The sequence below is a fragment of the Clostridium thermobutyricum genome (genome assembly GCF_000371465.1).
Lineage (GTDB): Bacteria > Bacillota > Clostridia > Clostridiales > Clostridiaceae > Clostridium > Clostridium thermobutyricum.
In genome coordinates, this window is the sequence record NZ_KB850956.1 from 957,943 (window position 1) to 981,695 (window position 23,753).

Consider the following 23,753-nt stretch of genomic DNA (forward strand, 5'->3'; position numbering starts at 1 on the left):
TTAAGAATTAACATAACATAATAAATATTAATAAAAGAAAAGGAGGAAAAGATATGAATAACTTATCTTATAAAAATAAAATAGAAAAACTAATAAATAGAATGGAAAAGAACTTAAAAGATGACGATTATAAATATATTTTAGTACAAAAAAAATTAGAGATACCAGTTCATATAGGGAAGAAACACAGTACCTCTAATAAGCCATTTGATAAAATATCTATTTAAATTCTATCAATTCTAAGGAGGAATGTCAAATGAATGTACTCGAATTTATAGATACTGTAGTAGAAGCTGTAGAAAATACAGAATTAACAATAGTACAAGCTATTAATTATATTAAGGAGATGAATGGATATGGAGTTAGCAGATAGTATGTATAGTTATAGATATGAATTTCCAGCAGCTAAAGTTATAGATAGATGCAAGAATTGTGGAAATGATATATATGAACATCAAAAATATTGGGATGTATTTGGAACTATTATATGTGAAGAATGTATAGATGATTTTAGTGTGGAGGATTAGAAGATGGAAACTAAAGAAAAATTATCATTTTTAAAGAGGACTCAAAAAGTAAGATTAAAATTAACAGAATTAAATTTGAAAAAGACAGGATATAATTCTTATTCAAAGTATCATTATTGGGAACTAGAAGATTTTTTACCTAATGTAATAAGATTATGTGATGAATATGATTTATTTACAGAGTTTCAAATAGATTGGGAAACAAATATTGCAACATTAACAATAATAGATGCAGATGATGAAAATAAGAAAAAAGATTGGACTACTAAAGTAGAGAAATTACAGTTAAAAGGTTGTAATGAAATGCAAAACATTCAAGGGACATATACATCAGCTAAAAAAATATTATATTTAACAGCTTTTGAAATAGCAGAGGGAGATTTAAGTGAGATTAGTAAGCAAGAGCAAGAGGCAAATGATGAAGCTAATCAGTTAATTTCATTGGATGATATAGAAAAAATTAATAAATTAATAAATACAACTGGAACAGATAGAGAAAAATTTTATAGCTATTTCAAAATAAAAGAAGTTGGAGAGCTTCAATATAAAAATTATTATAGAGCTATTCAAATGCTTACAAAGAAGAAGGAAGAAATAAAATTTAATAATACTGAAATAAGTAAAGTGGAACAACTACCATTTGGAGGAATGAATAATGGAACAATTAATTGTTAGAGAAAATAATATAAGAGACTTATTAGATGAACTTAATAAATATAAAGGAATAGTGCCAACAGGGGATAAACAAGATTTAAAAAATGAGAGAGCAAAGCTTAATAAATTAAATAAATCTGTAAAAGTACTAGAACAAGCAGAAATAAAGAAAATAAAAGATAAGTATATAGATATATATGAGAAAGTAAAAGAGGTAAAAGCACCAATAGAAAATTTAATTTTTAATATTGAAGAAAAAGAGAAAAAAGAAAAAGTGGACAAGATACAAAAATATATTAGAGAAAATTATGAAAGTATAGAACATAGAATAACTATACAGCTAGATTATCTAAAATCAGCAATGTCAATGAAAAAAATAAAAGAATATATTGACTTACAAGTTAAAAATATTAAAGAAAGAGAAGAAAAATTATCACATATATATCAAACTGATTTAAGAATAACAGGAGATATAGAGAAATTAAATTTATTAAAAGAATTTTTAGTAAATAATAATATCAAATTTAAAGATTTTGGAATGAAAGAAATAGAAGAATAAGGATTGATATTATGGCAGAAGGTTGGATAAAACAATATAGAGCAATAAGAGAACATTGGTTATGGAGTGATAAACCATTTGCAAGAGGACAAGCATTTGATGACCTTCTGCTTATGGTAAATCACCAAGATAACAAGGTTTTAATAGATGGAGAATTAATATTAGTAAAAAAAGGACAAAGAATTACATCATTAAGATCTTTAGGAGAGTCTTGGGGTTGGAGTGTAAAAAAGGTTAAAAAATTTTTAGAACTTCTTCAAAATGACAATATGATTTCTTTTGAATGTGATACTAAAAAAACTTTAATAACTATTCAAAATTGGAGTAAATATCAAGAAAAGGAAACAGTTCTAGACGTTGAAAACAGAGAGATAGCGGAGAATGAGGAAACACAGAAGAAACACGGAGGAAACACAGAAGAAACACAAAAGAAACACACAGGAAACACAGAAGAAACGCAGAAGAAACACGGAGGAAAACAAACAAGAATGATAAAGAAAGAAAAGAATGATAATAATGAAAAAAATGAGGAAGAAGGAGAAGAAAAGACTTCACACTCTACGCTGGACGGACAGGACAGAAATAGTATAGAAAATAAAATTTTTGATATTGTTGGTGATGTTGGGTTTGAAACTTGGTTTAAACAATGTGATATTTCTGAAACTGATAAACATATAGTTATTAAACCTCATAATGAGCTTACAGAGATCACAATAAAGAAAAAATACTTAGAGATACTAAATGCTCTATTAGATAAAAATATCTTATTAGAAGAGCGAGAGGAGGTTAAAATGGGGTAATTATATTTTGGTTAGGACTTAACATAATAATAGGAATATATATCTTAATTGAAGGTATGAAGAAATAGGAGGAATAAATATGAATAATTTAAATATTGATACTTGGAAAGAGCAACTATTGCTTAATGCCGAAGAAAGAATTAAAGAATTAGAAAGAGAGAATAAAGAGTTAAGAGATGAATTACATCATATAAGCCCATTTAAAAGTTGGAATAAAATTAAATCTTCAATCGACGACGCTAGTTATAGTATTCCAGTTATTCAAAATGCTTATGAAAAATATAAAATAATAGCTGCTATATCTACTGTTATAAGAATGACGTTTAATCTTAATCAAGTTACTAGGTTGCTAGAAAAAGATTATGAAAAAGCTCAAGAAATTACTGATGATATATTGAACTTTATGAAAGAAAATAATGTGAAAAATTAGGAGGATAAATAAAATGATTAAAAACAATAAGGGATGTAAAGGATGTGCGAAATTAGTTCAAATCGTTAATACAGATGCTAAGTTTTGTACTACTGAACAAGGCGTTTTATATATCGTAGAGGATAAATTTTATTTAAATAATAAAAATTGTGATGAAAAAGTCAATTATGTAACACTGAAAGGACAAGATTGGAAATAAACCATTTTGCTGATGTCAACAAAATGGTAGGAGGAATTAAAATGAATCGAGTAATTAAAAAATGTGATTTTGCTGTGATAGGGATGTTTTGGTCAGTTATTATCCCACCAACTATATTCTTTTATATAACTTCCATGGCTACTGTACATGATATTATAACATTTATTGAAGTTATGATTAGTTTCACGTTATCAATATATTTACCAATTATATTTTTTAGAATTAGTATTTTATTAGAGGAGAAGGAGGAATAGAAATTATGAAAGCTACAATAGGAAAATTTATTATAGAATCAGATACTAGACAATATGTTGTTTGTGAAAAGTGCATTGTGAATGCGGAAACGGCTACTAAAGAAGAAAATATCGGTAAGGAATACAATAAGCCGATTGGATATTTCAATCACTTAGAAGAAGCTTATAAATTTATTGGAGAAAGAACAGTTAAAACTAATGATGATGTAGAAACTATTCTAAATAAATTACAAGAGATAATTGATTGTTTAAAGGAGGAAAAATAAAATGAAAAAGTTATTTATATCACAACCTATGAGAGGCAAAACTGATAAAGAAATATTAGAGGAAAGAGAAATGGCAATTAAAAAAGCTAAGGCAATATTAAGAGAAGATGTTGAGGTATTAGATACATTCTTTGATGATTTTAAAGGTAATCCAAAACCTTTAAATTATCTTGCCAAATCAATTGATTTTTTAGCAGATGCAGATATAGCTTATTTTGCATCAGGTTGGCAAAATGCTAGAGGTTGCCGAATAGAACATCAATGTGCAGTAGGTTACGGAATACAATGTATATATTAATAAACCGAAAATAATGTTTGGAGAATGAATATGAAAAAACTAATACAAAAGACTGATAAATATATCTGGTATCAGTATGGATCAATTCATAGATTACATGTATTTAATGATAAATATACAATTAGTGATAATATGAAAGGTCTTGTTACTAAAAATATTGAAAACGTAAGAAAAAGAATAGAGGAGCTGAATTAAAATGATAGATTTAAATAAAATTATAAATGAAAAGATGGTAGAAATAGAAAAGGGAGGTTTTGTAGAAAAGACAATAGAAGATAATTTAAAGAAATGCTTAGAAAATGTTATTTCAGATGTATTTAGTTATAGTGGTCCAGTAAGAGATGGTATTAAAAATCATATAAAAGAAAATTTAAATATAAATTTAGATGATTTAAATATTCCTCAATATAACGCATTAGTAGTACAAGCTGTAAATAAAAAAGTAAAAGAAATGATTGAAATTCAAGGAATAAATAAATTGAATGAGTGCATAGATAAAATGCTTATAGATGTAAAAGAAGAATATACATTGTCAGAAATAATAGAACAATTAAAAGAGGATGATTATAAAGAAAAATATGAGTATTCAGAAGATGATTATTTAACATTAATTATAGATGAAACAGCATATGGATATAAGCATATATATTTAGATTTAGAATCTGATAAAAGCAAATATTCATGTGATTATGAAATAAGCATAGATAAAGAGGGGAGGATATATTCTACTCAGTTAGGAAGTATTGATATTACTAAAAATGCAAAAATAGGTACTTTATTTGGATTAAATGAAATGATATTTAAAATATATTCAAGTGGAGCAAAAGTAATTTTAGATAAAGGAATGGATCCAGATGATTATAATACTTATCTAGGTGAAGATTATTAAAGTTATAAAGGAGATGAATTAAATGGATTGTGTATGTATAGAATATGGAGCAAGATATTCAAAATTAACAAAAGAATTATTAGATACTAAACCAGATATTTATTATAGAGCATTGATTGCATTAAGAATTAAGGAATTGGAAAGACATAGTGGCTATATTAAAAAGATAGATAAAGCTAAAAAGAATGGTACTAAAATAAAATTTAGTGTTGCTTCTAGTAAAGAAGAAGCATTAAAAGCTATAGAGGATATAAATAAAAGTATAAAAGAAGTAAATTCTAAGTTTAATAAAAAAATTAGTACAATTAGTTTGGTTGAAGATTAGTATAAATAAAACTTAATATGAGGATACTTTATATTCAAGTATTCTCATATGATATTCAAATGATAAGGAGATTTAAAAATTATGGAGATGGAAAGATTTGAAATAGAAAGGTTCAATATAGGAGATAAAGTTAGCAATATTAACAATTGCAAGGTTGGAATTATAGTTAGAATTTATAAGAACGGAAGTATAGCAGTTTTAGAAAAAGTTGCTCCAACTGTAATTTCTACTCATGATAGTAATAAAACATTAAGTCTAGTAGAGAAAAATAGTGTTCCAATATATGATGAAACATTATAAAAGTAAAAGGAGCGTTAGGAATGAGCAATATAGAAGTTAGAGAATTAAAACAACAAAGCAAAATATTTAGAGAAATGGCAGACTTACTTGATAAAGCAGTTATAGCTATTGAAAATGGTGAAGATGATAAAGTTGAAGAAATAGAGGGAGCGTGTTTAATTAAAATAATGCAACTAAAATCTATAGAAATTAAGGGAGAATAATAAATGGATATATATAAGAAATATTGTGATTATTGTGGAGAGCAACAAGTAGCTAAAAAGGGAATTATGCAAAACATGAGTAAGCTAATTATAGAAAAAAAGCAAGGTATAGTTAAGTTTGAGATATGTCAAAAATGCTCGGAAGAAATAATAAATAAAGTAGTGAATAATCAGGAAAAGATTGAGCGCTGTGAAAATACAATAGTTTGAAAATGCGAAGGGAGAATTAAAAATGAATAAAGAAAAGTTAGAAAAAATAAATCAATATATAGCTAGAGTAGATGTCTTAATAACACATTTAGATGATATTATACCTATTGCTCTTGAAGATGAAGAATATAGAGAAAATGAATTGTTAGATGATTTAAAGTATGCAGAAAAAAGAATAGCAATTATAAAGAAAACCAAAAAAGAATTAATGGAACTTAATGCACAATCTTTTTAAAATATGTAAAGGAGATAGAAAAATGAAATTTGAAAATTTAAGAAAAGAAGATAGAGAATTAATAAAAAGAAGTATGTTAAATCATTCAGTAAGCTTAACTTCGGAAGCGTTGGAATGTAAAGAAGCTATGTCAAAAGAAGCTTATGAAAAAACAATGAGAGATGCAGATAGATTAATTTTTTTAGTAAATGTATTAAATGATAGAAAAAACTATGATTAATTAACAATCCTTTGAAAATGCGAAATGAGGTGAGGAGTTGAAAGGAAAGATTTTTAAAGTTTATGTTGATGGAAAACTAAGAATGGGTTGTGGTAGTCAATTTGTATTAATGAACAATGTTGTAAGGTTACATCAAAAATACGGAAAAGATAGAGTTAAAATCGTAGAATGTGAAGAAAGTATACAATTTACAAAAGAAGAATTAAAAGAATTAAAAAGGGCTATGAATTTACAAGATGAATAAATCACAATTCAAATAAAATGCGAATGGAGGAGATCGGAATGAAATTTTTAGATTATGGGACAAGATTTATTTTTACTAAGGACTATATTACAGAAACTAGAGAATATAAAAAAGGAGCTAAATGTAATACTTTAAATAATATAGTTGTTTTAGGACTAAGTGGGGAGTATTTATTTGATATTGATAGTAAATTAGCAAGAAAATTTGGAAAAATAATAAATGAGTAAATACACAATCCAAATAAAATGCGAAGGTAAAATAATGAAAAAGAAAAAATGTAAAAAGATCTTAAAAGCTTATGAAATGAGAAAAGAAGAAGTAAAAATAGTAGCTGAAATTTTAGAAGAAATACAGATGAAACCTACAGAAAAATCAAAAGAAAATGGAAGAAAATTAATAAAATTTTTTGATGAAATAGAAGGAAAAACAAATGAAAGAGATAGTAAATACAACTGATAAATTTATAGTTTGTAAATATGGGAATGTATATAGAGTACATTTTTATGATGATAAAAGAAAAAAGGTTGATGAAATGAAGAGTTTTATAACTAAAAGCTTTGATAAAGTTAAAAGATTTTTATAAAAAAGGAGAAATAAAAATGACTAACGAACAAATGATAAAAATAATACAAAAAGCGGTAGATAAATATGGAGAAAAACAATTGGATATCGCACAGGAAGAGCTTGCAGAGCTTATACAAGCAATTAGTAAATATAAGAGAGCAAGTACACCTGATGAAATTGCAAAAGCTAGAAACAATGTTATAGAGGAATTAGCAGATGTGTGTATAATGGTAAAGCAAATATGCTTCTTATTAGATTTTAATAGAGACGATTTAATAACCAATATGATGAAATATAAACTTAGAAGATTAGACCAAAGAATGGAGAATGAATAATGATTAATACTAAAACATGGACTGAAGCAGATACAATTACTTTAGATAGAATGATTAAAGAAGGGTGTAGTAATAAAATGATAGCAAAATACTTAGCAAGACCAGAGAGTTATATATCAGCAAAAAAGAAAACATTAGGATATAACATTAAATCTATAAAACACTGGACTAAAGAAGAAGATAAAGAATTAAGATATTTATATTATGCTGGTGCTACAGATGAAGAGTTAGCAATTAAGTTTAATCGAACACCACACCAAATTTATCAACATAGATATAAAAAAGGATATGTAGAGTTGATTAGATATGATTGGGATAAAAAATTCCTTCAAGAATATTTTATAAATCAATTAAAATCATCTAAAAATTTAACTGAGGCTATGACTAAAACTAAACTTTCATATGATACTATTAAAAAATATCTTAGAATTTTTCTAAAGAAAAAGATAATATCTAAAAAGCTATATGATGACTTATCCAATAAATTTTCTAGAAAAATTGTAAAGGTGGGATAATAATATATAAATTATAGAATATAATGAATTGTTTATATATTTATTTAAATATATAATTAAATTAAGAAATGATTAGCGATAGGATTACAAATAAAGCAAATCTTAATTTATATCACTTGTAATAAAACTAGATAGAAGTATTAACATTAAGGGTTTAGAAATAAATCCTTTTTGTTATATTAAGGAGGAATTATTGTGGTTGAAGATTTAGAAAAATATAAGATAAGAAGTGTAAGAATAAAAACATTAAAGCAAGAAAGGAATGTTTTTAGTTATGACAAAGAGAGAGTTAGAAAAATTAATAAAGAAATCAATGAACTTAATTATTATCAACAGAAAGTAAAGAACGGATTATTAATATTAAAAGAAAATGAGAGAGAAATAATACATAAAAGATATATGGACTTAGATTATCAATTTAAAAGTTCATATAGATTAGCACAGGATTTATATACTAGTTATTCATTGTTAAGAGCTCAATATAATAGTGCTATTAAAAAGTTAGAGGATTTAGATACAGGGAGAGGACTTCATTAAATAATACATATTAAAAATAAAAAATGGATAACTTACATACGCCCGTAAGAATTGATTTAATTTATTTAGTAAAAACAAGCTAAATAAATCGGAATCAGTTCTTTTTTTTATATTTAAAATTAAGCTATCAAATAAAAGGAGGATAAATTATGAGAAATTTAACGGTTAAACAATCAAAATTTCTTAATCTTATTCTTGAAGGTAAGACACAATTTGAAGCTTATAAAGAAGTATATAGCTCTAAATTGAAGCCAGATACTATTAAGGTCAAAGCTTCAAAATTATTTAATAGTGAAAAAATTCAAATAGAATATAAAAAAGCATTATCTAAAGCACAGGATAAAGCTATATATACAAGAGTGCAAGCTACAGAAGATTTAAAGTATTTGATAGAAGAATCTAAAGCAGATATACAGAAGTTTGGAATAAAACAAAGTAATGTATTAGGACTTACAAAAGGAATAGAGCAAATGACAGCTATTTTAGGATTATCTATTATTGATAACAAGAAAATAGAAATTGAAAAAGAAAAATTAGAAATTTCTAAATCAAAACTACAAAAAGATAATGATAATTTACAAAAAGAAAATGCCCAGCTTTTAAGAAAGGTAATTTATGATGAGTAAATTTACTACAAAGCAACAAGAGGTATTGGACTGTATAAAAAATGATATGCCTAAGATACTTGTTACTTATGGAGCAAAAAGAGCTGGTAAAACTCATGTACTAAGTTTAGCTTTTTTAGGATTTATTGCTAAGCATGAAAATGATAATAAAAACTTTATTCTTGGAGGAGTTACGTATTCAACTATATGGCGTAATATACTTGAAGATTGGCAAAAGTGGTTAGGGATAGAAATTAAATTATCTAAATATAACAGCTTTAATTTGTTTGGTAATAACATTTATGTGCTTGGTGGTAGTAAGTCTAACTCTTGGGAAACTGCAAGAGGATTTACAGCACAAGGAGCATTTTTAAACGAAGCTACTGCATTAGATGAAACTTTTGTAAAAGAGTGTATTTCAAGGTGTTCAGAAGAGGGAGCAGTAGTATATATGGATACCAATCCAGAGAATCCAATGCATTATGTTAAAACTGATTACATAGATAAGGATGGGCAAAGGTTAAAAAGTGGAAAACTAAATATAAAAGCATTTCATTTTACTTTAGATGATAATACCAAAATAAGTGAAGAATACAAAGAATCTATTAAAGCAGCTACACCACAAGGGGTATTTTATGATAGGGATATAAAAGGTCTTTGGGTTAGTCCAGAAGGTGTTATATATTCTAGCTTTAGGCAAAATGTACATATTATAAAAAGAGAAAAAATACAAGATTTAGAGCTGGAAGATATATGGTGTGGAGTTGACTGGGGATATGAACATAAAGGCTCTATAACTGTATTAGGAAGAGATAAAAATAATAATTTTTTTTTACTAAAAGAAATAGTATCACAACATAAAGAAATTGACTGGTGGGTTGAGAGAGCTAAAGAAATTAAAAGACATTATAAAAAAGAGTTTGGAAATATTAGATTTTATTGTGATAGTGCTAGACCAGAGCATGTTGCAAGATTTCAGCGTGAAGGACTTAAAGCATTTAATGCTAATAAAAAAGTTCTTGCAGGTATTGAAGTTGTAGCAAAATTATTGAAAGTTAATAGGTTATTTATTTGTGAGGATTGCAAAGAAACAATTAAGGAATTTAATTTATATGTTTGGAATGATAAGACAGGAGAACCGATTAAAATCAATGATGACTGTATGGATAGTTTAAGGTATGCACTATATAGCTATTACATATTAAATCAAAAGATATTCGGATTCTAGGAGGTGTTTAGATGGGAATATTAAAAGCTATAAAAAATTTATTTAAGAAAGGAGCGAATAGAATGAGTAATGAAACATTTTTTACTGAAAATACTTTATTGACTTTATATGATGAATTTATTTCTTCTACTGACTTTGCTTGGTTTGAGATAGGTGATAGATATTATAAAAATGAAAATGATATTTTATATAGACAAATGTATTCAATTCAAAATGGGAAAAAAGTTATAGATACAGAACAACCAAATAATCATTTAAATCATTCGTTTGCTAAATGTTTAGTTGACCAAAAGGTTGACTATAGTTTAAGTAAACCACCTAAAATAACATCTGATGATGAAAATTATTTAGAACTATTAGAAAAGATTTTAAAAGATAATAAATTTAACTATAAATTAAAGCTTTTAGGAATTAAGGCAAGTAACAATGGTATATCATGGCTACACCCATATTTAGATTCGCAAGGACAGTTTAAATTTACTATTATTCCAGCTAATCAAGTTATACCAATATGGGCTGACGATATGAAAACAGAATTAGATGGAGCAATAAGAGTATACACTACTACAGTAATAAATGGACAATCTTTTGAAGAAATAGAAGTTATTGAATATTGGAGTAAAACAGGAGTAACAAAATATAAAATTCAAGGAAATAGTTTATCGCCATATACGGATCAGATAGATGATGATTTATTAACAGAGATTGATGGAGCATATGATGGACAGGAGTTGCCACACTTTATAAATAATGGAGTACGTAAAGCTTGGGGAATAGTTCCGTTTATACCCTTTAAAAATAATATAGATTCATATGGAGATATAAGATACATAAAGAACTTAATAGATAATTATGATTTAACTAGAAGTGATTTAGGAAACTCTTTAGAGCAACTTAGAAACTTTATTTTAGTATTAAAAAATGCACAAGGTTCAGACATAGAAGAGATACTACAAAATTTAAAATTATATGGAATGATTAAGACAGAGAATATTGATGGAAGTGGTTCAGATGTTGATATGTTGTCTAATCCAATAGATGCAACTGCATCAATAGAACATACAAATACTTTAAGAAAAAATATTATAGAGCTTGTACAAGGAGTTAACTTAAATTTAGAGTTAAGTATTCCACCTTCAGGAGTAGCACTTCAATTACTTTATTCTGGATTAGATATAAAAGCAAATGGATTTGAAACAGAATTTACGCAAGGATTTGATATGCTACAAGAATTTATAAATATTTATTTAGTGGAAAAAAATCAAATTAAAAAACAAGGATTTGCAGAAATTCAATATCAAAGAAATACACCTCAAAATATATCAGAGCAAATTCAAAATATAAGAAATTCACATGGTATCGTATCAAATAAAACTTTATTTGAAAATCATCCTTTTGTTAAAGATGCAGATGAAGAACAAAAAGAATTTGATAAGGACCAGAAGAAAATTTATAATTCTCATTTTGATAATGTTCCAATAAGTCATTTAGGAGAATTTAAATAATGATTTCTCAAAAACAACAAATGGTGAATTTATGGGGTGTCTATAATCAGCAAGAGCAACATAATAAATATTGGATTTTATTATATTTTTATCTTTTAAAAACTTGTAAGTATTATTTATCACTAGGAAATTATAAATCAAGAGAAATAAAATTAACGGCACATGAAGAACAAAAAGTATATCAAAAATTTAGGAATGAACTTATAGCAGATAGTATTAAAATACAGAAGTATATAGAGGAGCATTTAAAAGATACATATATTAAAACATGGGAATCTACTTTAAAAAATATTGAATCTAATACACCATTACCAAGTTTAAAAGAAATTTATGAGGACATAAATAAGGTGTGGGTAGGAGATAAGAATTTTAAAGATAGACAAGCACATAATACTAAAATAATTGAAAATAAGTTACATGATTTACTTTTAGATGAATCTTTAGATATAGAGGAAAAGTTTTTACAAGCTCAAAAAATCATAGGTGATTATAGATATATGATTGAAAGATTAGTTAGGACTGAAACAATACATACAATGGGACAAGCTTCTATTAAATGTATGATAAAAAATAATATTGGATATGTACAATGGATAACTTGTATGGATGAAAGAACATGTATTATATGTGGGGCTAGAGATATGAGAGTTTATCCTATAAATGTAATTCCACAATATCCAGATCATCCTAATTGTAGATGCTTACTTTTACCTTATAAATTATTTTAGGAGGAATATCATGATAGATTTTATTAAAAAATTAGGATTAGATGAAACTACAGAAAATGCTTTAATTGGAGCATGGAATGAAAAGAAAGCATCATTTGATAAAACTATTACAGACTTAGAAAGTGTTAAATCTCAAATAGAATCAGATTATAAAGAAAAATTAAAAGGGTTTAAAGATTATGACACTATAAAAGAAAAAGTTAATGAATTAGAACAGAAAATTTCTCAAAAAGATGTAGAAATTGAGCAATCAAAGAATAGAAATATAAACGATAGACTTGATTTTGAAATTGAAAAAAGGCTTTTACAAGGGAACTATGCTCATCCAGAACTATTAAAATCAGCAATTGATAAATCATCAATTAAATATGAAGATGGTAAATTTAATGGTTTAGATGAAGCTTTAAATACTATTAAAGAAAAATATTCAGATATGGCACAAGCAAACTTAAAAGGAGCTATGCCACAACAAAAGACCAAAAGTCCAACTCAATTGGATGTAAATAATATGTCAGCAGAAGATATTGCAAAGAATTGGACTAAAATTATGGAGCAAAGGAGAAAATAGATATGGCAGATATAACAACAGGAACACCAAATGGAACAGGAAATCCATCTAATGGAGCACCAATAGGAATTAATCCTACAATATGGACTGGCTCTTTAATGCATAATTATTATGAAAAGTCAGTAGTACCGTTAATAACTAAAAAAGCACCAGTAATACATGGAGATAAACTTATATATTCATTAGCTTCACCAGTAAATATTAATAAAGGAACTACATCAGATGATGAAACAGATGTTATTTATCAATCAGTGAAGCCTACTACATTATCAATTGAAATGGATAAAACATATGATTGGGCAATTAAATGTAGCAATATAGAATTATTTCAAACTAATTTAGACTTATTAAATGGAGAAATGCAAGAAGCAGCAGATGGATTAGATGAAGCAATTTCACAAGATGTTTATGCTGATATTTTTGCAAGTGCTGGGCAAACAATGGGAGCTATAGAGGTTAGTGGACTTAATGCGTATGATACTTTAGTCAATATGGGAACTATGCTAAATAAAAACAAAGTTCCTAAAAGAGGTAGATATGCAGTAATAGATAATGATTATTTAGGTATGCTAACAATGGACCCTCGTTTTCAATATGATCCTACTGTTTTAGAAAATGGAATAGTAGAGGGAAGAAAAATAGGAGGATTTACTATATTAGTCACTGATGATATTCCAACTTTGAAAGGTGGAGCAAAAGGAGTATTTGCTATTCAAAGAGATGGATATGGATATGGTACTCAATTTGATAATGTTGAGTTCTTTGAAAAACTTGAACAATCAAGAGGACAAGCAGTAAGAGGGCAAGTATTAGCAGGATATGGAGTTTTAAGACCAAATAACATTGTATCAGCACAAGTTACATATAATACAGAAATCCAACCTAATGTAGTTGATTAATGGATATATTAGAAACTTTAAAAGGGATAATTCCAGATGTGAATCCATCCCTTTTAAATTATTATGTAATGAAAGCTCAAAGTTATTTCTTATCTACTACTAATCTTGATTTAATACCAGATGAAGCAAATTTTATAGTTATAGATTTAGCATTAATATATTTAAATAAATTTGGTAATGAAGGTTTAAGTTCTACTTCCAATAGTGGAATAACATTAAATTTTGGGACAGATATACCAGAGGATACAAAAAGAGCTATAGCAAAGTATAGGAGAATATCATGGTAGTACCAGTTAGAAATTTTAAGACTTTTATTTTACAAGAATATTCTAAAGGAAGAAGCAAAGAGACAGGAGCGACAATTAATGATTGGATAGATGTGGCAACTATTAATATATCTATTGTTAAATCAAGACAGAGTTTAGTTATTGATAAAGTAAGAAGAATTGTAGAAACATATAAGGGATTAACTAAAAGTAATCTTTTAATAGCTGATACAACAAGATTAATATCAATAGATAAAACAGAATGTTACTTAGTTAAAAATGTAATACCTAGTCTTTGGAATAATATTGAGTTAGAAAAATTAGAGGAATTTTAAAATGTTAGATACAGAGGATTTTATAAAATCATTAAATAATTATAAAGAACATGTAAGAGAAACTCTAAAAGAGAATATGATTAGTATTAGTTCAGATACTTTAGAAGATGCTAAAAATAGAAGTCCTATAGATATAGGAACTATGCGAGAGAATAGTGGTTATTTTGTGAAAGAAGAGGAAAATAAAATTACTTCATTTATTGGATTTATGGAATTTTACAGTGTATATGTTCATCAAGGAACAGGCATATTTGCTTTAAATGGTGATGGTAGGCAAACACCTTGGTGGTGGAAAGGTACTACAGAAAAGTGGGAAGGTTGGCACTTAACTAGAGGACAAAGACCAAAACAATTCTTGTGGGATAGCTTAGTAAATAAAATAAGTACTATTCCAGAAGAACTGGGAGAAGGTGTTTAGATGGAAACAACTTTATATAAATTACTTAATAATAATGAAGAATTAATAAATTTAATAGGAGAAAATAGAATATTTCCTATATTTGCAACAGATTTAAAACAGTGTGCATTGGAATATGAGTATAGAGATTTAAAGAGTGGAATAGTTAATCAATCTCAATTTTCAATAAATATAATTTGGAATGATTATGACTTTATTTTAAATGTTAAAAGTCTATTGAATGAGATATTAATAGATAAACTTAATACTCAATATAAAGAATTAAATGGATATAAATTTAATATTATGTTATCTGGAGGAAGTTCTCCACTTTATAGAGATGATTTAAAAGTATATCAAATAAATTTAAATTACATAGTTAAATGGATAAAGATTTAAGGAGGAATACATATGACAACAGGAGTAGGAAGTACAGGAACATTACCTAATGGTCAAACATATGGACAATCATTAGCAGATGTTAATGAGGATGAAATAGTCATAGGTGGAGGAGCATTATATTTTGTACCTATAGCTAATTTAACATCTATACCAGATGATGACACTATAGAAGTTCCAAGTAATAATGTTGGATGGTGTAGTGGTGGATTTAAGATAAATTATAAACCTAAGGCTACAAAAGTATATAACCAATATGATCAACTAGTAAGAACATTTATAACTAGAGAAGATTTTACAGTTAAAACAGGAATATTAAACTGGAATGTAAAGAACTTAACAAACTTCTCAAATGCACAATATATAAAAACCAATACAGATGTAAGAAGCGTGTTTACAGGAAGTGGTGCATTAAATATATTTTTAATACGTTTTGTACATACAAAGAAATCAGATGGACAAAAAATAAGATTCACAATGGTAGGCCAAGGTGGAAATGGATTTGACTTAGCATTTGGAGATAAACCTACTACTGTAAACGCAGAATTAAATGCTATACAGTATTTTGAAAATTTCTTAGCAGAAATACGTGAATCACTAGCTCAAACAGGTTCAAATAGTTCATCAAGTAATTAGAAAGAAGGACATTAAATGTTATTAGATTTAGATAAATATTTAGAAGATATAGAAATACACTTAAAAGGTGAAGTTTTACATGTAGAAGCTATAAGTAATGAATATGCTAATAGATTTATTGCATCTATGACAGCACAAGATAAGGATATAGAGAAAATACAAAAACTTGTTATTGAATTTTTAAATAAAAATAGAGAAGGTAAAGTGTTTACAGAAGAAAATATAAATAATGAGTTTACATTTAAACAGTTAAGAGCGTTAATGATGTTTATTACTAGTGAAATAACAGGAATTGAAAAAAACTAAAAATCCCCATTCCAGATGGAGAAGTGGGGAAGTTAATAATAGAAAAATATTTTAAAAGTAATACTAAGCATTTTAATATTTATACACATGAAATAAAAATGATATCAAATTATACAGGATTAAATATGATAGAAATAAAAAAGTTACCACACGCATTGTATTGCCTTTATAGAAGAGATGCATGGATATATCAACAACAACAAACAGAAGAAGGAAGAGAATTTTTAAAAGATTTATATACTTTGCAACAATCAGAAGCTGATTATGACAAAATTAATGAAGTATCAATTAAAGCTTAGCTTGATTGATACTTTTTTTATAAGGAGGTTTAAGTATGAGTGGAGAAAATCCAAGTGTTGAACTAGCACCATTACGAGGTTCTATAGTAATAGATTTAGATAATTTTAATGAAGGAATTGAAGAAGTAGAAAACAGGGTTGAGAGTTTAAAAGAATTATTTGATGATATAAGTTTAAATTTTAATTTAGATGGAATAGATGAAATACAATCACAATTAAGTGATGTTACAAGTGATTTAGACACATTAAATGATATGGATGTTAGCCCAGAAATTAATTCAGATAGTATAAGTTTAGTTTTAACTCAAATTAATAGTGTAAGAGAAAGTATAGATGCATTAAAAGATGAAAATGTAGATTTTGATTTAAGGATAGATGGATTAACAAGTGCAATATTAGCTATCGATGAATTAAAAGAACAATTAGATGCATTTAAGGATAGTCCTGATGTTGGACATGTAGAATTAACTGGAATAGCAGCTGCCCTAGCAAAATTAGAAGAGTTACGAACTACTGCTGAAGAAAGTATGTTTGAAGTTTCAGAAGGCACTGATGAAAGTAGCAATAGATTTAAACAATTTGGTGGAATAGTTAGTGGAGTAGGTAAAAAGTTAAGGCACTTTGGAATGCAGGGAACGATGATGTTTACTGTACCAGTTGTTATGGGATTAGTAAAAGCTAGTGAAGCTAGTGCAAAATTTGGAGCAAGTATAAATTTAGCAAAGAATGAATTTGGTAAAGCAAATACTACTGTACTAGATTTTTCAAACAATGCATTAAAAGGATTAGATATGTCTAATGGAGCAGCTTTATCACTTACAGATACCTTTGGATTATCAGTTAACGCGTTAGGTGCAAATAAAGTTCAATCAGCAGAATTAAGTATGGAGTTAACAAGATTAGCTCAAAACATGAATTTAGGTACAGGTGGAGCTATTAGTTTACAAGATGCTACACAAGCTTTAACAGGTATGTTAGGAGGACAAGATTATGCTTTAAAATCAATGGGTATTAGTTTAAGTAATACTGAATTAAATCAAGCTGCTTTAAATTCCCAATATCATAAAGCATTTAAGAATTTAACTCCTTATCAACAAGCAGTAATTGAAACTAAAGTAGTTCAAGATAAATTAAATAAGTCTTTAGGTCCATTAAATAAAAATTTAAATTCTCAATATGGTGCAACTGAAAGAGCAAAAGGAAGTTTTACAGAGTTAGCAGAAAATTTAGGAAGTACTTTAACTCCAGAAATAATTGGGTTAACTCATATTATCGAAAAATTAAATAATTGGTTTAGTCATTTATCTCCACATTCTAAGGATTTAGTAAAAGATGCAATAATAGGAGCTGCTGTATTACCACCTTTAGCATTAGCTATTGGAGGAGTTAGTTCAGTAGTAGATGTATTGAGTGGAGCACTTTTATTTTTAGCAGATAATCCAATTGTACTGGCTATAGCAGGAATATCTGGATTTGTTTTATGGTGCCATCATTTAGCTGATGAATCTAAAAAAAGTACTGAAGAAACAAAAAAGAACTTCATGAGATTAAATAAAGGAATTACTGTACCAATTAATGAAGCATCTAAAAATGGAAAAGAAAAGTTAGGTGGATTATCACGATATATGCTTAAAACTTCTTATGAAAGTACTAATAAGACATCTGAAAATTTTAAAACTATGGGGAAAAATATTAATAGTGATGTAAATAGTACTAAAAATAATGTTTCTAATAAATGGGGAGAAATGGCACATGATGTAACTAACAAAAGTAATTCTATGAGTTCAAATACTACTCAAACTTTTAGAGGTATGAATAAAGGGATTAATTCTTCAGTAAATAATACTACAAGTCATGTAGTAGGCAAATTTGCAGATATGAGAAATAATGTTACATCAACAAGTAGTAATATGAATAGCACAACTACTGTAACTTTTAGTTCAATGTGTAATTCTATAAGTAACTCCATGGATAGAGCAGGAGATTGGATAAGAAGCCAATGGAATCAATCATACAATGATACGGAAGCAAATGTTAATAATATTGAACGTAGTGCAGAAACACATTTTAATTCTATAGAAAATAGTATTGGGAATTATATGAATAGAGTTGCTATGCACATACATAGTGGATGGGATGCTGCTGTAAATGCAACAGGAAGAGAATTAGATAATTTAGATTCAGAAGCACATCAAAAATGGGGAGGTTTAGAATCATGGTGGAGTAATGTAGTAAAAGATTTACCTAATGATGTAAATAATATTGGTGGTGAGTTAGAACAGGCTGGAAGTAATATTATTAATTCGTTATTAAGTGGAATAGAAGGAGCTTGGGGAGATGTTACAAGTTGGATAGGAAATGCATTAAGTAATTTAGCAAGTTCAGCAGATTCAGAAGCACATCATATTATATCAAGTATTGATGGTTCTCATGCTACTGGATTAAATTATGTCCCATGGGATGGATATAATGCAACATTACATAAAGGCGAGATGGTTCTGACAGAAAGTGAAGCAAATCAATATAGAAATGGTGTAGGAGTAGGAGGTAATACTAATATAACTGTAAATACTAGTAGTTCTGATCCTTATGAAATCGCTTCATCAGTTAGAAGAACATTAAATCAATTAGCCAATGGATTTTAGGAGGTACATATGAAATTACAAATAATTAATACTGTTACAAATGCAACTATTACATTTGATGATAAGAGTTATGTTTTAAATAATTTTCAAGCAGATAATACTAAAGTTACTCATAATACTAGTAAAACTATAAAAGAAATAGGAGAATATTTAACTGCTAGTTCTGTATCTAGTAGGGAAATAGATTTAATGGGCTATATTATAGGTGAATCTAAAGCTGATTTATTAAATAAGCAACATAAATTAATGAATTTAATTAATCCACTTCAAACCCTAACAATTATAGTTAATAACTCATTTCAAATTGAAGTTAAAGCACTCCAAACAGTTCAGTGGGGTGCTACATGGGATAATAATAACGATCAGTTTATAAAGTTTAGTATTACATTTTTAGCACCAAATACCGTGTGGAGAGATATCTACCCCACACTTATTGATTTTTCTCCTTGGGTAGATGGGCTTATATTCCCAATTAGTATTCCAGAAGATACAGGAATGATATTTGGGCATAAAACTAGAAATTTATATACTAGCTTTTTTAATCCTTCAAACATAAAATTAGGTGCAAAATTTACATTAACTTGCTTAGCAGAGGTTACAAATCCAAGTATCATTAATTTATCCACTCATGAAGAAATGAATTTAGATGTTACTTTACAGCCAGCTGATGAGTTAATTATAATAACTGATTTTAATAAAAAATCTGTAACGTTAAATGGAGAAAGTAAATGGAAAATTTTTAAGTTTTTAAATTCAAAGTGGTTAACTATACAACCAGGAGAAAATACATTTACATATAAAACAGAAAATAATTCAGAATTAATGCTAAATATTCAAGTTGAGTTTTATCAATCTTACTGGGGGGTGTCTAAATGGTTGAATTAACAATAGGTGTTTACAATACTGACTTTGAGCTTATAGGTGTAATAGATGAAATAGAAAATTTGCAAATAACTAATAATTTAACTACTAGCAGTACATTTAGTTTAAATGTAGTCTTAACTCCAGAGTTAGCTCAAATATTAAAAGTAGATAATTATATTATCTTAAATCGTGAAAATGAATATAAAGCAAATGTATTTATTATAGAATATCAAAATATAAACTTAAGTTCGGATGGTACATATAGCTTACAAATACAAGGTAGAAATTTAGTAAGTTTATTAGCACGTAGAGTTGTTACTAAATTATATAATGTTACAAATATAAATGCTGAAACTATAATTAAAGCCCTTATTTTTAATGAATTAATAAATACTATAGAAGCTAGAAAAATAAATAATTTAAATTACATAGATAATACTTTAATAAATACTTTAGTAACTTATTCAAACTCTCAACTTTATAGCAATTTATTAGATGAAGTTACAAGTATTTTAACAGTTGCGGAGCTAGGAATAAGTATAACTTTAAATTTAAAAACAAGAGAATTTAACATAGAGCTATATATTGGACAAGATAAAACATTAAATGCAGATTATCCAATTATTTTTTCTACTGAATTAAATAATATTATGAGCGAGGAATTTACACATAGTACTAAAGATTATGTAAATGTAGCTTATGTATATGGGGAAGTAGGAACGAGTGATACACAAGAATTAGTAATAGTTGATCCTAGCTCAGCAAATGGAATAAATAGATATGAACAAAGTCTAAGTGCTGACTTACAAGGAGTTACATCTGAATATCAAGCAGATTTACAAGGAATAACAACAACAGATTATAAAACTGTATTTCAAAATTCAGGCGAAATTTATATCAAAAATAAAGATTTATATAAATGTTTCAGTGCTAACCTTAATATTGACAGCGAGATTCAATTTAGGACTGACTTTAACTTAGGTGATACTATAACATGTATATCAAATGAGTGGGGAATAAATGAAGATTTACAAATAACTCAAGCAGTAGAAACATGGAGCAATAAAGGTTATAGCGTGTCATTTCAATTAGGTAAATCATTACCAACGCTAGTTGAAAAGTTGAATCGAATAAAATAAGGAGGATATTATGGAACAATCTAGCTTTTTTAATGCAGAAAAAACGGCAAATGGTACTTATGATAGAACATACAATGCAGAGGATTGGGCTGCTTATTTTGCTACTTTTGTAGGAAATGGAGTTAGTTGTACACCAACTACCAATTTACAAGTTGAATCTAGTTCTGGAATGAATGTAATTGTTAATTCTGGGGTAGCTTTTATAAATGGATATAGATATGAAAATACAACTCCTTTAACAGTACAAATTAATCAAGCTAACTCTACTTATGATAGAATTACTAGCATTATTTTAGAGTTGAATCTAAATAATAGAAATATTATTTGTACAACTCTTGATGGAACAGCAGAGCCTAATCCACAACCACCGACTTTAATTCGTACAGATAGTATATATCAATTACAGTTAGCTACAGTATATATATCAGCAGGGGCAACTAATTGTGGAGCTATAACAGATACTAGAGAGAATAAAGAAGTATGTGGATTTTTGAATATACTAGTTCCAGCAAATAATAATTTAAATTATTTAGCTCCGATATTAAATGGATATTATATGGGAAATCAGACAGCGATAACAGGAAAATTTATATCAGATTTTGATACAGTTTTAGAAGCTGGATATTATTCATATGCAACTAGTATGAACACTAAACATATTCCACCAAATTGTGCTTATGGAGTAGTAGTAGTTATTGTTGGAAGTGTTGCACAGGGACAAATATCATATAATAACCTAAACAACTGGATTTGGCAAATTGTATATGATACTTCAGGAATAGTAACAATGAGATATGCTGTAGATTCTGGATGGAGTTCATGGAGTGTAATGGCAACTACTTCAAATGAAACTTTTGAAAATCCTACATTCATAGGAACTATTACTAATAAGGCAACAGTAACTGGTGGAACTTATAAGAATGCCTGTGTCGAAGATACAGGAATTAACTCATGTGGAATATCAGATTCAACTTTGAGTGGAAGTATAGTTAATAAGGCAATAGTAACTGGTGGTGAATACGAAAATCCAACTTTAACAGGAAAAGTTAACATAAATGATGGATTATTCAATAATGGTAATCCTATTGTTAATGCAAGTACCTTGAATGTTAGTAATGTACATGTACAGGATAATGTTACAGGAACTATAAATTTAGAGTACTGGGCTTTAAATGCTGGGCTATTAAGTACTACCACTAATAATTTAACGTGTGGAATTATAAAAGCAAGTATAACATTAGATAGTAATTGTACTTGGACTAATAAAAATCCTATTTATTTAAATGTAGAAGGATTCCCAAATGCTAATGCAATGACAGTAACATATCAAAAGAACTTTGTGGTTGGATGTGGACAAAATGTTATAGTACTAAACGGAAATAATGCATATCTTAACGCTAATCAAACATATACAGAGTACGCTCTAATATATGGATAGGAGGATAATATGGAAGATATAAAAACAACTAATGTTGAAAATAAACCTATAGAAAAAATAGAGAAAACATATTCTTTTTATAATTTATTAGTTTTTGATAAAGAGCTAAATATAGTTAATTTAATTAATTTTTCTAATAGAAATTTAAAAGACAATATTTATGATGACAATTCATTTTATATAGAAATATCGGTTGAATTATTTGGAAAGATTAGAAAATTACTTGATTCAAATAAGTTAAAGCTAACTAAAAATCCAATCCAAGAACAAATAACTATACAAGATGTACAAGCTACACCTTTACCACCTCAACCACCTACAAAAGAAGAATTAGTTAATAAAGCTCTTTTAGAGCAAACAATTCAGATTACAGAACTAAATCAAAAAACAGATGGATTAGCACAAGGAATAATGGAAGGTGTAATAAAGCAATCAAAAACAGATAAAAAAATAAATGCTTTATCAAAAGCAATTTTAGAATTAACAATGAAAGGAAGTCTATAATATGAGTTTTGAAACAATAAAAGAATTTTATGAATTAGGATTATGGAGCAGTTCAGATTTACAACAGTTAGTAAAAAGTAATGTTATTACAGAAGAACAATTCAAAGAAATAGTAGAACCTCAACAAGTACAATCTGTAAGTTCAGAGAAACCATTAGTACAACAGGAAGTAACAGCTAGAGGTTAATCATGGATTCAAAAGAAATAAAAGAAAAATTAGAAGAGCATAGCAATAGAATTGATAAATTAGAAAAGCAGAGTATTAGGTCAGAAAATAGAATAGATAATTTATGTGAGAAATTAGATCACTTAATTGATTCATTGGATATGTGGACACATAAACTTACAACAGCTATTATAACTGCTGGAATTACAGGAGTAGTGAGCTTGATGATTTTTATTATAGAAAAACATATTTAGAAAGGAGA

At 27.3% G+C, this 23,753-nt stretch carries 45 protein-coding genes; all 45 read left to right on the forward strand.

Translation table 11 applies throughout. The annotated features are described in order from the left end of the window. Positions 1-53 precede the first annotated feature (53 nt). The 45 genes from HMPREF1092_RS17120 (at position 54) to HMPREF1092_RS04490 (ending at position 23,745) form a co-directional block, all read left to right on the forward strand. On the forward strand, positions 54-227 hold the full coding sequence (locus HMPREF1092_RS17120; protein WP_002597389.1) for a hypothetical protein: 174 nt from the start codon (positions 54-56) through the stop codon (positions 225-227). Positions 228-356: 129 nt separating this feature from the next. After that, complete coding sequence (locus HMPREF1092_RS17125) at positions 357-527, forward strand: hypothetical protein (protein WP_002597391.1); 171 nt, start codon at positions 357-359, stop codon at positions 525-527. A 3-nt stretch (positions 528-530) separates the two neighbouring features. Beyond that, a complete protein-coding gene (locus HMPREF1092_RS04290) occupies positions 531-1,202 on the forward strand; it encodes an ERF family protein (protein ID WP_002597392.1) in 672 nt (223 codons plus the stop codon). After that, entirely contained in the window at positions 1,183-1,740 is a 558-nt protein-coding gene (locus HMPREF1092_RS04295; protein WP_002597393.1) for a DUF1351 domain-containing protein, read from the forward strand. The genes HMPREF1092_RS04290 and HMPREF1092_RS04295 overlap by 20 nt, the downstream gene beginning before the upstream one ends. Before the next feature lie 11 nt (positions 1,741-1,751). Further along, entirely contained in the window at positions 1,752-2,540 is a 789-nt protein-coding gene (locus tag HMPREF1092_RS04300) for a hypothetical protein (RefSeq protein ID WP_002597394.1), read from the forward strand. Between the two features lie 79 nt (positions 2,541-2,619). Beyond that, positions 2,620-2,970 carry a hypothetical protein gene (locus tag HMPREF1092_RS04305; protein WP_002597395.1) on the forward strand — a complete coding sequence of 117 codons (351 nt, stop codon included), beginning with the start codon at positions 2,620-2,622 and terminating at the stop codon, positions 2,968-2,970. A 13-nt stretch (positions 2,971-2,983) separates the two neighbouring features. Next, complete coding sequence (locus tag HMPREF1092_RS04310) at positions 2,984-3,169, forward strand: hypothetical protein (RefSeq protein ID WP_002597396.1); 186 nt, start codon at positions 2,984-2,986, stop codon at positions 3,167-3,169. Positions 3,170-3,210: 41 nt separating this feature from the next. Beyond that, positions 3,211-3,423 (forward strand): hypothetical protein, encoded by a 213-nt coding sequence (locus HMPREF1092_RS04315; protein WP_002597397.1) that lies wholly within the window; start codon positions 3,211-3,213, stop codon positions 3,421-3,423. 5 nt (positions 3,424-3,428) lie between these two features. Further along, positions 3,429-3,689 carry a hypothetical protein gene (locus HMPREF1092_RS04320; RefSeq protein WP_002597398.1) on the forward strand — a complete coding sequence of 87 codons (261 nt, stop codon included), beginning with the start codon at positions 3,429-3,431 and terminating at the stop codon, positions 3,687-3,689. A 1-nt stretch (position 3,690) separates the two neighbouring features. Next, positions 3,691-3,987, forward strand: a complete 297-nt coding sequence (locus HMPREF1092_RS04325) for a DUF4406 domain-containing protein (RefSeq protein WP_002597399.1) — start codon at positions 3,691-3,693, stop codon at positions 3,985-3,987. A 30-nt stretch (positions 3,988-4,017) separates the two neighbouring features. Then, positions 4,018-4,182 carry a hypothetical protein gene (locus tag HMPREF1092_RS17130; RefSeq protein ID WP_002597400.1) on the forward strand — a complete coding sequence of 55 codons (165 nt, stop codon included), beginning with the start codon at positions 4,018-4,020 and terminating at the stop codon, positions 4,180-4,182. A gap of 1 nt (position 4,183) precedes the next feature. Continuing rightward, the gene (locus tag HMPREF1092_RS04330) at positions 4,184-4,876 is read left to right on the forward strand and encodes a hypothetical protein (protein WP_002597401.1); all 693 of its coding nucleotides are present in this window, start codon (positions 4,184-4,186) and stop codon (positions 4,874-4,876) included. Positions 4,877-4,898: 22 nt separating this feature from the next. After that, the gene (locus tag HMPREF1092_RS04335) at positions 4,899-5,201 is read left to right on the forward strand and encodes a hypothetical protein (RefSeq protein ID WP_002597402.1); all 303 of its coding nucleotides are present in this window, start codon (positions 4,899-4,901) and stop codon (positions 5,199-5,201) included. 81 nt (positions 5,202-5,282) lie between these two features. Further along, positions 5,283-5,501: a hypothetical protein gene (locus HMPREF1092_RS04340; protein WP_002597403.1), complete on the forward strand. Its 219-nt coding sequence runs from the start codon at positions 5,283-5,285 to the stop codon at positions 5,499-5,501. A gap of 20 nt (positions 5,502-5,521) precedes the next feature. Beyond that, entirely contained in the window at positions 5,522-5,704 is a 183-nt protein-coding gene (locus tag HMPREF1092_RS04345; protein ID WP_002597404.1) for a hypothetical protein, read from the forward strand. 3 nt (positions 5,705-5,707) lie between these two features. Next, on the forward strand, positions 5,708-5,914 hold the full coding sequence (locus HMPREF1092_RS04350) for a hypothetical protein (protein WP_002597405.1): 207 nt from the start codon (positions 5,708-5,710) through the stop codon (positions 5,912-5,914). A gap of 22 nt (positions 5,915-5,936) precedes the next feature. Beyond that, positions 5,937-6,149 carry a hypothetical protein gene (locus HMPREF1092_RS04355; protein WP_002597406.1) on the forward strand — a complete coding sequence of 71 codons (213 nt, stop codon included), beginning with the start codon at positions 5,937-5,939 and terminating at the stop codon, positions 6,147-6,149. A 22-nt stretch (positions 6,150-6,171) separates the two neighbouring features. Then, positions 6,172-6,369: a hypothetical protein gene (locus tag HMPREF1092_RS04360; RefSeq protein ID WP_040413612.1), complete on the forward strand. Its 198-nt coding sequence runs from the start codon at positions 6,172-6,174 to the stop codon at positions 6,367-6,369. A 37-nt stretch (positions 6,370-6,406) separates the two neighbouring features. Then, positions 6,407-6,613 carry a hypothetical protein gene (locus HMPREF1092_RS04365; RefSeq protein ID WP_002597408.1) on the forward strand — a complete coding sequence of 69 codons (207 nt, stop codon included), beginning with the start codon at positions 6,407-6,409 and terminating at the stop codon, positions 6,611-6,613. A 38-nt stretch (positions 6,614-6,651) separates the two neighbouring features. After that, complete coding sequence (locus HMPREF1092_RS04370) at positions 6,652-6,840, forward strand: hypothetical protein (protein ID WP_002597409.1); 189 nt, start codon at positions 6,652-6,654, stop codon at positions 6,838-6,840. Positions 6,841-6,874: 34 nt separating this feature from the next. Beyond that, on the forward strand, positions 6,875-7,069 hold the full coding sequence (locus tag HMPREF1092_RS04375) for a hypothetical protein (protein WP_207637622.1): 195 nt from the start codon (positions 6,875-6,877) through the stop codon (positions 7,067-7,069). Continuing rightward, the gene (locus tag HMPREF1092_RS17135) at positions 7,044-7,196 is read left to right on the forward strand and encodes a hypothetical protein (RefSeq protein ID WP_002597411.1); all 153 of its coding nucleotides are present in this window, start codon (positions 7,044-7,046) and stop codon (positions 7,194-7,196) included. The genes HMPREF1092_RS04375 and HMPREF1092_RS17135 overlap by 26 nt, the downstream gene beginning before the upstream one ends. A 16-nt stretch (positions 7,197-7,212) precedes the next feature. Continuing rightward, positions 7,213-7,512, forward strand: coding sequence for a MazG nucleotide pyrophosphohydrolase domain-containing protein (locus HMPREF1092_RS04380; RefSeq protein ID WP_002597412.1), 300 nt, complete (start codon positions 7,213-7,215; stop codon positions 7,510-7,512). Beyond that, entirely contained in the window at positions 7,512-8,027 is a 516-nt protein-coding gene (locus HMPREF1092_RS04385) for a hypothetical protein (RefSeq protein WP_002597413.1), read from the forward strand. The genes HMPREF1092_RS04380 and HMPREF1092_RS04385 overlap by 1 nt, the downstream gene beginning before the upstream one ends. 195 nt (positions 8,028-8,222) lie before the next feature. After that, on the forward strand, positions 8,223-8,564 hold the full coding sequence (locus HMPREF1092_RS04390; RefSeq protein ID WP_002597414.1) for a hypothetical protein: 342 nt from the start codon (positions 8,223-8,225) through the stop codon (positions 8,562-8,564). A gap of 149 nt (positions 8,565-8,713) precedes the next feature. After that, positions 8,714-9,190, forward strand: a complete 477-nt coding sequence (locus HMPREF1092_RS04395; protein ID WP_002597415.1) for a hypothetical protein — start codon at positions 8,714-8,716, stop codon at positions 9,188-9,190. Continuing rightward, positions 9,180-10,397: a PBSX family phage terminase large subunit gene (locus HMPREF1092_RS04400; RefSeq protein WP_002597416.1), complete on the forward strand. Its 1,218-nt coding sequence runs from the start codon at positions 9,180-9,182 to the stop codon at positions 10,395-10,397. Before HMPREF1092_RS04395 ends, HMPREF1092_RS04400 begins: the two co-directional genes overlap by 11 nt. 11 nt (positions 10,398-10,408) lie before the next feature. Further along, positions 10,409-11,902, forward strand: a complete 1,494-nt coding sequence (locus HMPREF1092_RS04405; RefSeq protein WP_002597417.1) for a phage portal protein — start codon at positions 10,409-10,411, stop codon at positions 11,900-11,902. Further along, complete coding sequence (locus HMPREF1092_RS04410) at positions 11,902-12,630, forward strand: minor capsid protein (protein WP_002597418.1); 729 nt, start codon at positions 11,902-11,904, stop codon at positions 12,628-12,630. Before HMPREF1092_RS04405 ends, HMPREF1092_RS04410 begins: the two co-directional genes overlap by 1 nt. 10 nt (positions 12,631-12,640) lie before the next feature. Continuing rightward, the gene (locus HMPREF1092_RS04415; RefSeq protein ID WP_002597419.1) at positions 12,641-13,198 is read left to right on the forward strand and encodes a phage scaffolding protein; all 558 of its coding nucleotides are present in this window, start codon (positions 12,641-12,643) and stop codon (positions 13,196-13,198) included. 2 nt (positions 13,199-13,200) lie between these two features. Further along, positions 13,201-14,097 carry a major capsid protein gene (locus HMPREF1092_RS04420; RefSeq protein WP_002597420.1) on the forward strand — a complete coding sequence of 299 codons (897 nt, stop codon included), beginning with the start codon at positions 13,201-13,203 and terminating at the stop codon, positions 14,095-14,097. Continuing rightward, on the forward strand, positions 14,097-14,384 hold the full coding sequence (locus HMPREF1092_RS04425) for a phage head-tail connector protein (protein ID WP_002597421.1): 288 nt from the start codon (positions 14,097-14,099) through the stop codon (positions 14,382-14,384). The genes HMPREF1092_RS04420 and HMPREF1092_RS04425 overlap by 1 nt, the downstream gene beginning before the upstream one ends. Further along, on the forward strand, positions 14,378-14,698 hold the full coding sequence (locus HMPREF1092_RS04430) for a hypothetical protein (RefSeq protein WP_002597422.1): 321 nt from the start codon (positions 14,378-14,380) through the stop codon (positions 14,696-14,698). The genes HMPREF1092_RS04425 and HMPREF1092_RS04430 overlap by 7 nt, the downstream gene beginning before the upstream one ends. 1 nt (position 14,699) lies before the next feature. Beyond that, positions 14,700-15,116: a hypothetical protein gene (locus tag HMPREF1092_RS04435; RefSeq protein ID WP_002597423.1), complete on the forward strand. Its 417-nt coding sequence runs from the start codon at positions 14,700-14,702 to the stop codon at positions 15,114-15,116. Then, positions 15,117-15,494: a hypothetical protein gene (locus HMPREF1092_RS04440; protein WP_002597424.1), complete on the forward strand. Its 378-nt coding sequence runs from the start codon at positions 15,117-15,119 to the stop codon at positions 15,492-15,494. A gap of 12 nt (positions 15,495-15,506) precedes the next feature. Beyond that, positions 15,507-16,130 (forward strand): hypothetical protein, encoded by a 624-nt coding sequence (locus HMPREF1092_RS04445; protein ID WP_002597425.1) that lies wholly within the window; start codon positions 15,507-15,509, stop codon positions 16,128-16,130. Positions 16,131-16,145: 15 nt separating this feature from the next. Next, positions 16,146-16,436, forward strand: a complete 291-nt coding sequence (locus tag HMPREF1092_RS04450) for a hypothetical protein (RefSeq protein ID WP_002597426.1) — start codon at positions 16,146-16,148, stop codon at positions 16,434-16,436. Between the two features lie 23 nt (positions 16,437-16,459). Further along, complete coding sequence (locus HMPREF1092_RS04455) at positions 16,460-16,735, forward strand: hypothetical protein (protein WP_002597427.1); 276 nt, start codon at positions 16,460-16,462, stop codon at positions 16,733-16,735. 35 nt (positions 16,736-16,770) lie between these two features. Then, positions 16,771-19,380, forward strand: a complete 2,610-nt coding sequence (locus tag HMPREF1092_RS04460; RefSeq protein ID WP_002597428.1) for a hypothetical protein — start codon at positions 16,771-16,773, stop codon at positions 19,378-19,380. A 9-nt stretch (positions 19,381-19,389) separates the two neighbouring features. Then, complete coding sequence (locus HMPREF1092_RS04465) at positions 19,390-20,265, forward strand: phage distal tail protein (RefSeq protein ID WP_002597429.1); 876 nt, start codon at positions 19,390-19,392, stop codon at positions 20,263-20,265. Next, positions 20,253-21,383, forward strand: a complete 1,131-nt coding sequence (locus HMPREF1092_RS04470) for a siphovirus ReqiPepy6 Gp37-like family protein (protein ID WP_002597430.1) — start codon at positions 20,253-20,255, stop codon at positions 21,381-21,383. Before HMPREF1092_RS04465 ends, HMPREF1092_RS04470 begins: the two co-directional genes overlap by 13 nt. A 10-nt stretch (positions 21,384-21,393) precedes the next feature. After that, positions 21,394-22,821, forward strand: a complete 1,428-nt coding sequence (locus HMPREF1092_RS16435) for a hypothetical protein (protein ID WP_002597431.1) — start codon at positions 21,394-21,396, stop codon at positions 22,819-22,821. Positions 22,822-22,830: 9 nt separating this feature from the next. Further along, positions 22,831-23,325, forward strand: a complete 495-nt coding sequence (locus HMPREF1092_RS04480; RefSeq protein ID WP_002597432.1) for a hypothetical protein — start codon at positions 22,831-22,833, stop codon at positions 23,323-23,325. Position 23,326: 1 nt separating this feature from the next. Further along, complete coding sequence (locus HMPREF1092_RS04485) at positions 23,327-23,512, forward strand: XkdX family protein (protein WP_002597433.1); 186 nt, start codon at positions 23,327-23,329, stop codon at positions 23,510-23,512. Between the two features lie 2 nt (positions 23,513-23,514). Then, the gene (locus HMPREF1092_RS04490) at positions 23,515-23,745 is read left to right on the forward strand and encodes a hemolysin XhlA family protein (RefSeq protein WP_002597434.1); all 231 of its coding nucleotides are present in this window, start codon (positions 23,515-23,517) and stop codon (positions 23,743-23,745) included. The last annotated feature ends 8 nt before the right edge of the window (positions 23,746-23,753 follow it).